This window comes from Shewanella sp. SR43-8, from assembly GCF_014163775.1.
Classification (GTDB): domain Bacteria; phylum Pseudomonadota; class Gammaproteobacteria; order Enterobacterales; family Shewanellaceae; genus Shewanella; species Shewanella vesiculosa.
Genome location: NZ_JACJDX010000013.1, coordinates 45,649 through 60,353, shown reverse-complemented (window position 1 = coordinate 60,353; position 14,705 = coordinate 45,649). Strand labels below are relative to the sequence as shown.

10 protein-coding genes are annotated in these 14,705 nt (G+C 42.0%); 3 read left to right on the top strand and 7 right to left on the bottom strand.

Annotated features, from left to right (window positions below):
• Positions 1–55: 55 nt before the first annotated feature.
• Complete coding sequence (locus H5114_RS16715; protein ID WP_124015303.1) at positions 56–568, bottom strand: hypothetical protein; 513 nt, start codon at positions 566–568, stop codon at positions 56–58.
• 578 nt (positions 569–1,146) lie between these two features.
• Between H5114_RS16715 and H5114_RS16710 the strand changes: the two genes are divergently transcribed.
• Positions 1,147–1,458 (top strand): hypothetical protein, encoded by a 312-nt coding sequence (locus tag H5114_RS16710; RefSeq protein ID WP_182723532.1) that lies wholly within the window; start codon positions 1,147–1,149, stop codon positions 1,456–1,458.
• Between the two features lie 174 nt (positions 1,459–1,632).
• Here the strand turns inward: H5114_RS16710 and H5114_RS16705 are convergent, their stop codons facing one another.
• The 4 genes from H5114_RS16705 to yjgA form a co-directional block, all read right to left on the bottom strand.
• Positions 1,633–2,523, bottom strand: coding sequence for a LysR family transcriptional regulator (locus H5114_RS16705; protein WP_182723531.1), 891 nt, complete (start codon positions 2,521–2,523; stop codon positions 1,633–1,635).
• A gap of 267 nt (positions 2,524–2,790) precedes the next feature.
• Positions 2,791–3,192, bottom strand: coding sequence for a hypothetical protein (locus H5114_RS16700; protein ID WP_124015300.1), 402 nt, complete (start codon positions 3,190–3,192; stop codon positions 2,791–2,793).
• A 203-nt stretch (positions 3,193–3,395) separates the two neighbouring features.
• On the bottom strand, positions 3,396–5,873 hold the full coding sequence (locus tag H5114_RS16695) for an Ig-like domain-containing protein (protein ID WP_182723530.1): 2,478 nt from the start codon (positions 5,871–5,873) through the stop codon (positions 3,396–3,398).
• Positions 5,874–5,918: 45 nt separating this feature from the next.
• Entirely contained in the window at positions 5,919–6,452 is a 534-nt protein-coding gene (gene yjgA, locus H5114_RS16690) for a ribosome biogenesis factor YjgA (RefSeq protein ID WP_124015298.1), read from the bottom strand.
• Positions 6,453–6,611: 159 nt separating this feature from the next.
• On the opposite strand from yjgA, the gene pmbA reads away from it, so the two are divergent.
• On the top strand, positions 6,612–7,991 hold the full coding sequence (gene pmbA / locus H5114_RS16685; RefSeq protein WP_182723529.1) for a metalloprotease PmbA: 1,380 nt from the start codon (positions 6,612–6,614) through the stop codon (positions 7,989–7,991).
• Between the two features lie 380 nt (positions 7,992–8,371).
• Here pmbA and rimO read toward each other — a convergent pair whose 3' ends face one another.
• Positions 8,372–9,778: a 30S ribosomal protein S12 methylthiotransferase RimO gene (rimO, locus tag H5114_RS16680; protein WP_182696885.1), complete on the bottom strand. Its 1,407-nt coding sequence runs from the start codon at positions 9,776–9,778 to the stop codon at positions 8,372–8,374.
• Between the two features lie 241 nt (positions 9,779–10,019).
• Positions 10,020–11,570 carry a methyl-accepting chemotaxis protein gene (locus H5114_RS16675; protein ID WP_259395325.1) on the bottom strand — a complete coding sequence of 517 codons (1,551 nt, stop codon included), beginning with the start codon at positions 11,568–11,570 and terminating at the stop codon, positions 10,020–10,022.
• Between the two features lie 461 nt (positions 11,571–12,031).
• Here H5114_RS16675 and exeM point away from each other — a divergent pair, with 461 nt between their 5' ends.
• A complete protein-coding gene (exeM, locus tag H5114_RS16670) occupies positions 12,032–14,647 on the top strand; it encodes an extracellular exonuclease ExeM (protein WP_182723528.1) in 2,616 nt (871 codons plus the stop codon).
• The last annotated feature ends 58 nt before the right edge of the window (positions 14,648–14,705 follow it).

Genomic DNA, 14,705 nt, shown 5'->3' with positions numbered 1-14,705 from the left:
AAAAACTGTTTGGCTGATTGCATTGAACCGTGACGGTTTTTTGGTCTGGGTCCAATTACATCATTCCGTCTTGTGTGCTGGTTAATGATGCTTGTAAACGTTCAACGTTATGCTGATAAATACTGCTGTTATCCACTTTTGCCGCATATTTAAAATCAGCTAATGCACCTAATTTGTCATTATTGATTAACTTCATTATGCCGCGATTATTGTAGGCATAAGCGCGCTCTACCATTGATGCAATTGCGACTTGAGTACGGGCACTTTTCACTGCAGCATCACAGGCTTTTTCGGCATTTTCCATGTCAGATAATTGCACGTAACCTGCACATAAGTTCACATTGCGAGAATAGTCATCCACTGTGTATTTACTTGCAGACAATGTTGCTGTGAGCCCTTGCTGAACATCACCAGATTGCAATGCGTTAACACCTGGTACATCTTCAATTAATACCATTTTGTAGGCATTGCTATTGATGTGATGGCCTTGTTCGTCAGCCATAACACTTGTCGATGCTGTCAGTATTAATGTGGCACTCATTAGGCCGTTAACTATGCTTTTTTTCATGATGTCGCTCCCTTAAACGTTTACGTAGCGCCGCGCTACAGATGAACTTTAGTCAAAAGGACTAAAGCCGACAAACGATAAAAAACGCATTAATAGATTAAAAAAATTCACTTATATCGACAAGTTAATCAAGCTTAGTACAGTGATGGTGAGCGACTTAGGTATTTTATCGTGTTTATCTTGATTGATTGTTGCGATGCTTTATTTAACATCACTCAATAGATACTGCTGATCGGTGGCCTGTACTTTTGTTTATGACTTGGTGCCACAGTTAAGTTGTTGGCAAAAAGAGTCATTTATGCTGAGGTTTGCTTTTTTTGAGTGAATCTTAGATTATCAAACTAGACATGTTGCTCCTCTCGCTTTCTTTTTGCGCTGACCATATTTTAAATATCAAGCATGATATTGACCGCCAAAAAATTGCTAGACTTTGGCATACAAAAGAAAGACAAGAAGGACGAGACAGACGATGTTCGCTGCCTCTTCACTATATTTAGCCACTGCATACAGCGGTATTTTATCAGCGGAAACATAATGAAACTTTTGTATAAAATTGTATTTTCGGTAACTGTTTTTTTTTGGTTGTGCTCTATTACTCGAGTTTTTATATTTTACCGAGTATCACAATAGTAAATAATTCGGGAGCCGAGATCACTCAGGCTGAAATTGATTTACCCAGTACTCATTTGGATTTTGGCTCAATTGAACAAGGCACGAGTAATACGCTTCATTATGCTCTAATGCAACAACGAGATGGGGTCTATACCTACAGAATCGACGCTAAAGATTTAGCGGTATATCACGGTAGTTGTGGTTACGTTACCAATAACGAACTTCATAAGCGTGTTGTGATTTATATCGCCAGTGATGCGCAAGTTGTGTGTAAATAGGTATACAAAAAGGTCACATTACTGCGAGTTTTAATCGCTAGGATTGCTTAATTCAACCTATGACAAGCCGTTATTTTAGCTACACCACGATTTTTAATCATTTTCATGGCGCATGTGAAAACTGCTTTTATCTCAATCTGAGCCAGATATCCTAAGCCCTTCAACTTTTGACACCTAACGGCTTTCATCGTGAAAGCTTTTAAGGATCCAGTCTATTAGCAATTGTACTTCTGGACGCTGCTGTTCATTGGAATGGCGGGTGAGATAATAGCGGTCATGGCTATAAAGTGGCTGGTGGAATAATGGAATCAGGATTTTGTTATCAAACCACGCTTGGCTGATAGGCAGGGGGATTAATGCTACACCAAGCCCTTGCTCTGCTGCTCGCGCGACACTGAACATACTGTCTAATTGAATAATTTGTTTTGGTTTGAATTGCTCAAAGCCGATATTGTCAGCCCATTGATGCCATGCGTAGGGTCTGACTTTATGTAATATCAACGGCACCTTGGTTAACGCTTTAAAGCCTTGTGATGATAGCTCAGAGTGGAGCTGTGCATTACATGCTGGCATATACGTTATTGGAAATAGGTCATATACATTGTCGCTAGGCTGCTGTTTACCCGAGAGCATAATCGATACATCAGTGTGTTTTATCACATCACTGCGCGATTTAATCGTTTCGAGTTTAAGGTTGATATTGGGGTATTTGGATGACCAGCCAATAAGTTTAGGCATAAACAGCTCGCTAGCGAAAAACTCAGGCATTGAAATACTGACTTCGAGCATTCTGTCTGATTGATTAAATTCACTGACAGTGTGGACCAGTTGCTGCATCACTGGCTCGATCGCTTGGTAAAACCGTGCACCAACTTCAGTTAAGGCAACCGAGCGGGTTTGACGGATAAACAAGCTTAGATTGAGGGTTTCTTCCAATTGCTTAATTTGGTGGCTAACGGCAGATGGTGTGAGGTACAGCTTTTTAGCCGTCTCTTTAAAACTTAAGCATTCAGCTGCGACGCAAAAGCAACGTAGGCCACGCATTGAGGTGTGTAAAGGAAGCATTTAATTCTCAGCAAGGACTAATTAAGTCATTTAATGGAGTAACAGTGTCGACTAAGTAGTAGTGCATTTTTATTATCATTATTGTGAAAGCAAAGATCAGACCATGCTTTAAAGTCTTATTTAAACAAAGTACTAACACATGTGGTATTTATATTTTGAGTTGCTTTAGTGCTTAAACGAATAAACATTGCACCATCTCAGTGCAATGTTTTTAGCATTTTGGTCATCAGGAGGTAAGCAGGGCTAGGGCTTATGGCTGCTACTCGATTAGAAGTACAATGTTTCTAGCTTAGTGCCATCAATAAAGATATCGCACTTATCAGCGGTGCTTGATTTTGCTGATTGGATAATACTCGCTACCACGCCAAAGCTACCGCCTTGATCGCCTAATACCGAACCGAAATAGCAATCACCTTTTACAGCCATGCCTTTGAACTTAGCGTTAAGATGCTGGGTTGGGGTCATTGGTGGGAATCGACCTTGCATGATCGTGTCACCATTAGCGATTAACTGTAGCTTGTTTTTTTCTTTGTCGTATATGCCACCAAAAATGATGGTTTGGTCATTCACTACCACAGTTTTGTTTTGTGCAACGATAGGGGGTTTAGCGGCACAAGCGCTAAGAAGCACGCCTGCGGTTAAAGTAGAAAGTATAAAAAGTTTGCGCATTATTATTCCTTAGTATGCGTCGAGAGGCGTATTTTGGCCCTCGAATGAGTAAACTAGCCCTGTTTACCTATTTGGATTCAACGTTATGCACAGTGGAGTTCCATAGTGCACAACGTGCTTATTGTAACAACTTATCAACGAATGCCAATAATAAAAACCGCCTGCTAAAAGAGCAGGCTGTTTAGTCACTCTAGAGCAGTCTTTTATAACAAGCTGACATAAAACTTCAGTTCAGTGACCACACCTTTAGGTGTCGTTGCTGTCAGTGTTACTTGGCTGGTGCCAGGTGTACCGATATTTTTGAGGGTAAAGGTGGTTGATGTTCCCCCTGCCGATGTTGCGTTCGGTACGCTGTAGCCAGAGAACTGCAACTCACCTTCTGTGCTGACAACGGTTAAGATGGTACCTGAAGGTAATATTTGCTTGGCACTATCTGTTAACACCACAGTAAACGTCGATATTTCATTTAATCCGATAGGTTGAATATCACTGTTGTAATCGTTAATCACAGCGTCATCTTGACTCACAACAAACGTCGCATTAGAGCCTGACATAGTTAACACCAATGCTTTACGAATATAGGTGGTCGTGGCAGTGCTATCACATAAGCTGCCTTCACACTGAGGGCCGTTAAATTTACCATCTGCCGCTTGATACGCAGTACTGGCTTGAATATTAAAATATGGCTCACCTAAGTCATGGGTGCGAGACTCATTGTCATCCCTAAAAGCATCAGGTAAATCAACAAAGCCACCGTTATGGTAAGTTTCAACATCCATACCATCACCACTACACGCAATTGACGTTGTGCCATTTAAACAACCATTAACCACGCCGCCATCAGCAGCATCAAACACATTGTTACCGTTGGTATCGAAAAAAGTTTCGTGCCCTAAGGCATAAGCCATAATCGTGACACGATGATCGCTTACTCGTGGCGATGCCGATGTCCAAATAACTGAACAGCGACCATCTGCAATAGTACACGATGGCTCAATTTGTCCACCTTCAGCGGTGAAGTTGATGGTCGTGTCATCTGGTGCCGGGTTACCAAAACTGTCAGAGGCATAAGCGGTAATGGTCACTTGCTCGCCATTGAAGTCACCCGCTTCAGGATTGCCGTTTGACCTTGAAATACTAAATCCTAGCTGCTGTGGTATTCCGGTATTGACGGTGAGTTGCTCTGATTGGCTGGTAATGTTTTTATTCGTGTCAGCATCAGTTGTTGATGCCATTACCCGGACAGGTGTTGGAATCGTACCGGCTTGAACGCGAACGCTGACCAAGCCCTGAGCGTTAGTAATACTGCTATCTATTACTGCGCCATTAGCAAATTGTAAACCGCCAACTGTAGTATCTAGACTAAAGTTTACTTGTTGTTGAGCAGCAGGTTGACCATTCGCACTAGAAACTAAAAAGGTGACTAAGGATGATTCAGTTGAGCCTGTGCCGCCTGAACCTTTGATACGGATTTGGCTTGGGTCAGCTGACACAAAACTCACGTTAGATAAGGTCTGACGGGCTAAAATAAAAGGTAAGCTTGCGTTTAAGCTACTGCCATTCACAGTAGTGGTCGCGATGATAGTGTCATTGCGTTCACTATTACCACTGCAACTAACATCAGAAAATGTTGAGCTTGCTGAGCCAGATAAGCTGGTGATAGGTGAGTCGAGTGAGGCATTATCATTGAAGGAACAGTCTGAGCTAAAGCTAATACTGGTCGGGCTTTGTAGGCGAGTCATATTGCCAGCTGTGTCTTCGCTGACGAGCGTTGCGGTAACTCCAAAAGTGCCACCGGCGCTAATGGTATAACTACCATCCGCTGCTGTTAGTGTTGTGGCTAATTCTCCTTCGACAAACTCACCATTAGCATCAATGGATCCCATTTTTACGATGCCAGCAGTGGCAATGTCGTCAGTCACTAACACTTCATAAGCGCTAGTACTGCTGAGGGTTACCCCTTGATATTCTGTTGTGGCTGTTAATAAACTGGCGCCTAACTCTGATGCTGACGGAGTATAATTAAGAGTGGCGATACCTGAAGCTTTAGTCAGAGCTGTCGCGGGCGTTAACGTCGCATTACCGGCATTGAATGTGACAATTTGGTTAGCAATACCTTGGTTATTGCTGTCGGTAAGTAACGCGCTAAGTTGCACTGTTTTATCAAGATTAAAGCGGGTAATTGGACCTGTAGCATCTGTAATTGAAGCTGTTAATTGAATCGCTTCAGCAGGAATACTTGTGGTGTATTCTTTAAATTGATAATTGCGACTCGCGCTAACTGAGTCAGCATCGCTTGGTGAATAAGTTGCGCTAAGAATGCCAGCCTCGATGCCGCCAGACGTGACAATCGTAGTCGCAAGGCCGGAAGATAATGTTAATGCGCTAGCGGGCGTGACTGTGGCAGTGCTAGTACTGAATGTAATCAGGGCTCCGCTGACGTTAGCATTACCGAGTTTGAGATGTGCAACGGCACAAAAACTGCCATCGATATCAAAAATCAGAGATTCAGTACTGGCATCACATTGGCCATTGACGACATTTTGATAGCTTACAGTAATACTGTAACTGCCATTTGACGTGTCAGCATCGGTGCCATCCGCAGCACCGTTGCAACCTGTAAATAGCAACACTGAAGTTAATAGTAACATTAGTGTGCGAGTCATCATTTTTAGCCGCATTAGCAATATCCTTATTCTATTAAACAGACTATTTTTGAAATGGCCCTAGTCTTTGATTTCAGCTCTTAAATACTTATATAGCTCTTTAGACGATTTTGATTCTGGGCCTTTAGCCAGTTCTTTATTCGTTTGGCGGATCAGTTGACGCAGTTTTTGACGATCAAGTTGTGGATGTAAATCCAGAAGTACTTGAACCTCGTCATCACCATTTGCTAATAAACGCTCGCGCATCTTTTCAAAAATCTGTATTTGAGCAGCTTCATTATTGTTTTTGTTCAACACTTTATCGAGTGCTGCTTCAATAGGTTCATGCTCGTATCCACGCATCAATTTACCAATGTATTGCAAATGGCGGCGATAGGCTTCGGTTTTTTGCTTAATCAGTTTTGATTTTAGAATCGCATCATATAAGAATTCATCTAAACCCATTTTGTCTAATTGAGTTTTGCTCAGGGCCACTAAACGCATGCCAAGTGCTTGAGCATCCTCACTTTCTTTTTTAACGCCTGTTCTGCTGACATAGTTGTCATCATTATCATAGGGCTGCTGAAACAGTTCAGAATCGCCAACAATTTTCATAGTCATAAACCTCAAGTCAATATGCGTTAATGATAGCATTTATTTGGCCTAGAATATGCAGAATTTATTGATGATAGTGAGCGATATAAATGCACGGTTATCAATCGCCAATTGAATTTGATATGCTAGCGGCAACTAGACTAATCAAAGAGTAATTTTGTGGCTTCTCATCCTTCTTCAGCGCCTAGCGCAACTGAACCAACACCTAGAATTGATTCTGAATTATCTGCGTTAAAAGATGCTGTCGCTGTCGCGTTAGAATACGCAAAAGTGTTAGGCACTTCGGCCGCTGAAGTGGCTATTAGTAAGCAGCAAGGTTTGTCGGTTTCTACCCGAGAAAAAGAAGTTGAAACCGTTGAGTTTAATAAAGACGGTGCGTTAGGCATTACCATTTACCGCGATGGTCGCAAAGGCAGCTCATCAACCTCGGACTTAAGCCCAGAGGCGATTCGCCAAGCGGTAAAAGCCGCCGATGGTATTGCAAAATATACTTCAGAGGATCCTTTTAGTGGCTTGGCTGATCCCGCTTTGATGGCGCAAGATATTCGCGATTTAGAGTTATACCATCCACACGATATCGATGCAGAAGAGCTGGCACAGCTGGCTATTCGTGCTGAGGAAGCCAGTTTATCAGTTGATAGTCGTATCCGAAATTCAGACGGCGCCAGCGCTAATGCGCATACAGCTGCCAGAGTGTATGGCAATAGCCATGGGTTTCTTAATGGCTATTGCAGCTCTCGTTACAGTTTGAGCTGTGTGGTGATAGGCGAAGAATCTGACGGCAATTTACAGCGTGACTATGACTATACCGTTGCGCGTAAGTACAGTGATTTATTGTCTCCAGAAGCCGTTGGTTTGCAAGCGGCAAACAAAACTTTAAGCCGTTTAGATGCACGTAAAATTGCCACCGCGAAAATGCCGGTGCTATTTGCGCCAGAAATTGCTACCGGCCTGATGGGCCATTTAATTGGTGCGATCAGTGGCAGCAGTATTTACCGCAAGTCGAGCTTCTTAATGGAGGCATTGAATACCCAAATATTCCCAGACTGGTTTAGCATCGAAGAGCAGCCACATTTGTTAGGTGCTTTAGCCAGCGCTAATTATGACAGCGAAGGTGTCGCTACCCAAGATCGGCGTATTATTGATCGCGGCCAATTAGAAACTTACTTATTAACCAGTTATTCTGCACGTAAGCTAGGTATGACCAACACTGGTCATGCTGGTGGTATTTATAACTGGACCTTAAGCCATTCAAACCAAACATTTGATGACTTGGTCAAAACCATGAATACCGGCTTAATTGTTACCGAAGTAATGGGCCAAGGCGTTAATGGCGTTACGGGTGATTATTCTCGCGGCGCGGCCGGCTTCTATGTTGAAAATGGCGAAGTGCTATACCCAGTAGAAGAGATCACCATAGCGGGTAATTTAAAAGACATGTTTATGGGAATACAAGGTGTAGGTAAAGATCGCGATTTACGTTCATCAATCCGTACCGGCGGAATTTTACTGAGCGAGATGAAAATCGCGGGGAATTAACCCCTTTTGCTGATCAACGCATTTATGGTTTAAATGCAAACAATGAAAGCCTCTTATCTAATTGATTAAGAGGCTTTTTTTAACTTCAACTTAGCTCTTGACGCTTTATATCTTTACTTTACCTTTCTTGATAGTCGTTTACAGGCAAGGGGTGTCATAACTCTTACAAATGTAACTAGATGGTTAATGGAGTAAATATGTTTAACAAAAATAAGTCGATTGATGACAATGTCTGCAATGGGAGCCTTGATATTAGGCTGTGGCTTAGGCAGTGAAGAGAGTAGTGATGATGTTGCTTGATGAGTAAATAAGCTCAAACAAAAAGCCGATATCAATGATATCGGCTTTTTATGTAGAGCATGCATTACAACTGAGGAGGATTAATCTTCGACTTTCACGCCCCACACGTCGTGCTCATCGGCATGAATAATCTGTACCCATACTTGATCACCCGGCTGGACGTCAAACTCGTCGGTTAAATAGACCTTTCCGTCAATTTCTGGCGCGTCCATGTATGAGCGGCCAACTGCGCCTTCGGTGTTTACTTCATCAATTAGAATGAGATATTCTTGCCCAATTCGAGCTTGCAATTTGTCGGCACTAATTTGTGCTTGCACAGCCATAAAGCGCTGTAATCTGTCTTCCATAACATCATCAGGGACATGGTCTGGTAAGTCGTTGGCCTTGGCACCTTTAACCGGCGAGTATTTAAAACAACCGACGCGATCAAGTTGTGCGGCTTCTAAAAAGTCGAGTAATTCTTCAAACTCTGCTTCAGTTTCACCCGGGAAGCCAACAATAAAGGTCGAACGAATTACTAATTCTGGGCAAATCTCGCGCCATTTAGCAATGCGTTCCAATACTTTGTCTGAACTACCAGGACGTTTCATTAGTTTCAGTATGCGTTTATTGGCATGCTGAAACGGAATGTCTAAATACGGTAAAATACTACCTTGTGCCATTAATGGAATGATGTCATCCACATGTGGGTAAGGGTAAACATAATGCAAACGTACCCACACACCTTGTTTGGCTAACTGCTCACAAAGCTGCTGCATATGGGTTTTAACTGGCATACCATCCCAAAAAGCAGTTTTATGCTTTACATCAACGCCATAAGCAGAGGTGTCTTGTGAAATAATCAATAATTCTTTCACGCCAGCATTCACGAGACGCTGTGCTTCACCTAATACGTCACCAATAGGGCGAGAGTCTAAATCACCGCGCATTGAAGGGATAATGCAGAAAGTACAGCGGTGATTACAGCCTTCGGATATTTTCAAATAGGCGTAATGTTTAGGGGTCAGTTTGATGCCGTGATCAGGCACTAAATCAATTAATGGATTATGTTTTGGTTTCTCAACATGCAGGTGAACTTGCTTTAACACTTCATCATAAGCATGAGGGCCAGTTACCCCTAAAACATTAGGATGAAGTTCGATAATTTCGTCTTTCTTTACCCCTAAACAACCCGTCACTAACACTTTACCGTTTGCTGCTAATGCTTCACCTATGGTCTCCAAAGACTCTTGTACTGCACTATCGATAAAGCCACATGTATTGACAATTACCAGATCGGCATCATCGTAACTGTTGGTGACATCATAACCTTCAGTGCGCAACTGTGTCAGGATCCGTTCAGAGTCGACAAGGTTTTTGGGGCAACCCAATGAAACAAATCCAATACGATTACCGGTGGTTTCTGTGTTCAGGCTATTGGCCTTAAGTGTTTTTACCGGAATGTCTAACGTGGTGGTTTGCTTGGGTTTAAAAGTTTCAACTGTCATATGATCTCACACATAAAGTTAACGATATTGGTGGGGATGTCAAAGTGGGCGGATTATACCTGAACGGGCTAAAAGGTATAGATCCATTTAGCGTGAAAAGTATACTCATAAACAGTATGTAAAGTATAGGTGATAGCGGATGTTAGCTGATGGCAAAATACAAAAACGACGGATAATGTTAACCATTACCCGTCGTTTTTAATCTTGCATAGATATAGGAGTAAACCTATTTGTAAATAAGTTAATTTGTGCGGTATTGGCTTAAAATCTTACCTAAATCAGTTGATGCTTTTGATAGTTCTTTAACACCGCTTGAAGACTGTTGCGATAAACCTCTAATAATATTTGATTTCTGTCTTATTTCAGTCAGTTCCTTAGCAATATCATTGGCTACGGCACTTTGTTCTTCTGACGATGTTGAAATTTGGAAGCTCATGTCCATAATCGATTTCGATGATTCAGAAATGGCATTAATATCGGTACCAATATTGGCAATTAGATCGCTACTGGTCTGTGCTTGCTTGACGGTATCGCGAGTAATACTGTCGATATTAAGTGTTTCACTTTGCAGTAATTCGATCATTTTATGAATTTCAACCGTTGCTGCTTGAGTGCGACCGGCAAGGGTTCTTACTTCGTCTGCAACCACCGCAAAACCACGACCCATTTCACCAGCGCGCGCCGCTTCAATGGCTGCGTTTAATGCCAGTAAGTTGGTTTGATCTGAAATGGCATTAATCGTGGTAATGACTTCATTAATATTAGTGGCATTGACTTTTAAGGTCGTGACCGAGTTTGAAGTTTGTTCAATGTAGCTAGATAACTGCTTAATCTCATTAATGGCACGTTTTGCTCGGTCATAACTCTGGCGTGTATATTCTGAATCTTGTTCCACTCTTTGGGTCGAATTACGGGCAATATTCGACACTTCTGCCGCAGATGCGGTCATTTCTTCCATTGCCGTAGCGACTGAGTCGAGCGAAGCATACTGTAAGTCAATTTGTTCAGCACTTTGTACTGCATCATTGGCAAATGAGCTGGAAGTGGTTTGCAATGTTCCGGCACTTTTTTTCACAGCAACGACAAGTTCAGTTAATGTATCCATGGCTTTGTCTAGTGCGCAGCCAATGGTACCGAACTCATCACGACCAGGATGGAAACCTAAACGAGAGGTTAAATCACCTTTGGCAATTTTTTCTGTGGTACTCCACAACACCCATAGGGCACCACCAATAAAGGTGGCATTCCAGTAAATCACCAATGCAAACGGTAACACCCACAAGAATGATAGCAATAACGAAACTAATGCCGCTTGCTTAGCCGTGGCTTCTTGGCCATAGACTGATTCACTCATCGCATAATATTGGTTATTTAATGTATAAACGGCAGTAACAGTATCTTGTTGGCGTGAGCTGTTTTGCAAATGACCCGATACTTGTAAGCCGAGGCTTGAGGCTTGATCTAGCTGATTTGTCGCCTCAAGTGCTTGTACTGTAGCGGCCGTTTTTTGCTCTAAAACATGCAGAGATTGCTGCTCAATGTTGTCTATTTTACTAAAGTAACTGCTAAACGATACGCTTGATAAAATGATGAGGAATAGTCCGAAAATCGTCCAAAACTTATCGTTAATGGACATTTTGATGAAGAGTTTATCGATATTTCTGAAATCAACTTCTTTCATGGTTTTAGTACCTAAACCTGTAAATACAATAAATTTGAATACTAGATGAGCCGTTAGTGTTTTGATACTAATAGTCAGCGTGGCAGTATTTTTTTGTGACCAATATGGCATTGGTTCATGTTCAATATCGACAATAACACGAATAACTTAAATGAATTATCTATGTCGACAGCTCATCCGGTGTCTGCCATGTCAATCAGCCAATATTAGCGTAATAGTTAGCTAAAAGCCTTACATTTTCAAGCTGATGTTACGCCAAAAAATCTAATATGAAACAAATAATTCTATTTTTAATTTTCTTTTCAACAGAATTGTTACAAAACTTATCTTGTTAAGTTGTCATTATACCTGACCGTGTTCTGAGTCTAGTTATTGTTTTATTTGATGTATTTCTTTTATTCTTTAATGCCGTTTTTCTACAAGGATAAAATTACTTGTTAATCAATCAGATATCAAATTTATTTACCTCATTAATGTGATCTATGTTCTTTTTTCTGTAAACAAACTTTGGGACAATCGCGCCGCATATTACAAAAAAATAGCATTTATATTACAAAATATGGGGTTACAAAATGAAAGGACTGACTAAACTAACGGCGGTTTCACTCGCAGTTGCTGCAGCATTGCCTATGATGGCAAATGCAGATGTATTGATAAGTGAATACGTTGAGGGTAGTGCAAATAATAAAGCGATTGAACTGTACAACAACAGTGATGTTGCGGTTGATTTAACAGGTTACAAATTAGTTCGTTATAAAGACGGCGATACAGCAGCACTAGATATGGTTGAGTTAACCGATTCGATAGCCGCAAAAAGTGTCAAAGTGATTTTGCACCCAAGTGCAGCGATTACCTTACCGGCAGCCACAGACTCTATGACTGGCAATTTGTACTTTAATGGTGGCGATGCTGTTGGTCTATTAAAAGACGGTGTGTTAGTTGATGTAATTGGTGAAATTCCAACGCCAAGTGGCTGGGGGTTAGATGCCACCTTCCAACGTAATTTAGATAACTTAACGGCTAGCACTACCTATGATGCTACCCAGTGGGTTGAATTAGAAAAAGACACTTTCAGTGGTTTAGGTTCGCTTGATGCTGCGGTTGCGCCAGAGCCATCTACATTTACCTGTAATGGTGCAACGCTAACTAATATTTATGACGTTCAAGGTGCTGGAGATGCAAGTCCTTTACTTGCCGAGGGGAGTTTTTCATCCGCTAACGAAGTAACCGTAAAAGGGATAGTTACTGCCAGAAGTGACAGTTTATACAAAGGTTTCTTTATTCAAGACATGCAAGGTGATAACTCACCTTATACTTCTGACGGTATTTTTGTTTTCATGAACCAAGCGGCACCAGACACGATTCAGCCCGGCGCTGAAGTGTGTGTGCAAGGTAAAGTCAGCGAGTATTACGGCTCAACTCAGATAGACATTAAAGACGATCAAAAATTTGAAGTGGGAGCAATGGGTGACGTACCTGCTGCCAGTGCATTTTATGTTGCCGATGGTGAAACGCTTGCACAAGCATTAGAACGTGTTGAAGGCATGAAAGTGAAGCTAGATGCTGGTAGCGAGATGAAAATTTCTCGTACCTTTAGTTTCGATTATGATTCATACCGCAATAATATGATGTTGTCTCATAAAGCGCCATTAATGAAGCCTACTCAAGTGTTTGAACCGAATTCAGCCGATGCAATAGCACTCGGTAAAGCGAATGCGGTAAATCAGTTATTTGTAGAGTCTGACTTCAAAGCAAAAGACGGTGAAGTGCCTTACTTCCCTGACTTTAATGCTGAGACCGGTTATATCCGTGTGGGCGATCAGCTCACAAACCTTGAAGGCGTGATTGGTTATAGCTACAACTCATACCGAATTTTAGCGACCAACACCATTACTGCGGGTGATTTGATCCGTGTAAATGATCGCACTGATGCGCCGACTGTGGCTGACATGGGTGATATTCGCGTCGCTAGCTTTAACGTATTGAATTTCTTTAACGATGCTGTCGGCGGTGATGCCAACCCATCAAACAGTAACCGTGGCGCGCTAACGGAAGAGGAAATGGTTCTGCAACGCACTAAGATTGTGTCTGCGCTAGTGGCCATGAATGCTGATGTTGTTGGCTTAATGGAAATTGCTAACAATGGCTTTGGTGAGCTAAGTGCCGTGCAAAATTTAGTTGATGCACTGAATGCTGAATTAACCGATGAGCAAGCATATCGCTTTATCGAAATTGCAGATGCGGACAAATACGACGGTAAGTTTATTGGTACTGATGCCATTACCGTTGGTATGTTATATCGCCCAGCGCGCATCACTTTAGACGGCGCAGCAAAAGTTATTGCAACGCCTGAGCAACATGCTGCAGAAGGCGCTCAAACTCGCGAGAAAGATGGTGTGGTTGAGAAAAGCCCTAGTTCTGATAAGTTCCAACGTCACAGCTTAGTGCAAACGTTTAGTATTAATGATGAAAAACTGACCGTCGTTGTTAACCACCTAAAATCGAAAGGTTCAGGTTGTATCGAAGACTGGGCTGAGTTTAATGAAAATGCTGAGCCAGCAGACATGCAAGGCAAGTGTAATGCTTTCCGTGTATCAGCGGCTAAAGTATTGGGTGAGTCATTAAAAGATGTCGAAGGCGATATACTGGTTATTGGTGATTTAAATGCTTATGGCAAAGAAGATCCAGTTGCAGTATTGACTGACTATGATGCGTCAACCACAGATCATGTTATCCGCACCGCGTCTTGGACCACTTTAAACGGTAAAGTGTACGAGCGTGAAGGCAGTGTAATTGATAAAGGTTATGGGTTAATTAACTTAAACACTCAAGCTCATGGTGCAACGACTTACTCATACAGCTACAACGGTGAGTTAGGTAACTTAGACCATGCACTAGGTAATGCGAGCTTAGCAGCTAAGTTAGTCGATATTGACGACTGGCACATCAACTCAGTTGAATCTAACCTGTTTGAATATGGTAGTAAATACACTGGTGATTTGGTTAAGTCTGAAAGTGCATTCTCAGCTTCTGACCATGACCCTGTGATCATTGCACTAAGCTACCCTGCGCCAGTAACACCAACGCCTACGCCAACACCAGAGCCTGTTCAAGACAGTGACGGTGGTAGTTTAGGTTACTTCGCATTGATGTTATTAGGTGCACTAGGCTTACGCCGTCGTAGTTAATGATGATGTGTTAATCGGTATCGTAGTTAATTGATGATACATAAAAAAGGATGACAAT

Excerpts from the sequence above, each read along its gene's own strand:
- H5114_RS16715 (WP_124015303.1), bottom strand. The coding sequence starts at position 568 with ATGAAAAAAAGCATAGTTAACGGCCTAATGAGTGCCACATTAATACTG.
- H5114_RS16705 (WP_182723531.1), bottom strand. The coding sequence starts at position 2,523 with ATGCTTCCTTTACACACCTCAATGCGTGGCCTACGTTGCTTTTGCGTC.
- H5114_RS16700 (WP_124015300.1), bottom strand. The coding sequence starts at position 3,192 with ATGCGCAAACTTTTTATACTTTCTACTTTAACCGCAGGCGTGCTTCTT.
- H5114_RS16695 (WP_182723530.1), bottom strand. The coding sequence starts at position 5,873 with ATGCGGCTAAAAATGATGACTCGCACACTAATGTTACTATTAACTTCA.
- yjgA (WP_124015298.1), bottom strand. The coding sequence starts at position 6,452 with ATGAAAATTGTTGGCGATTCTGAACTGTTTCAGCAGCCCTATGATAAT.
- rimO (WP_182696885.1), bottom strand. The coding sequence starts at position 9,778 with ATGACAGTTGAAACTTTTAAACCCAAGCAAACCACCACGTTAGACATT.
- H5114_RS16675 (WP_259395325.1), bottom strand. The coding sequence starts at position 11,570 with ATGCCATATTGGTCACAAAAAAATACTGCCACGCTGACTATTAGTATC.
- exeM (WP_182723528.1), top strand. The coding sequence starts at position 12,032 with ATGAAAGGACTGACTAAACTAACGGCGGTTTCACTCGCAGTTGCTGCA.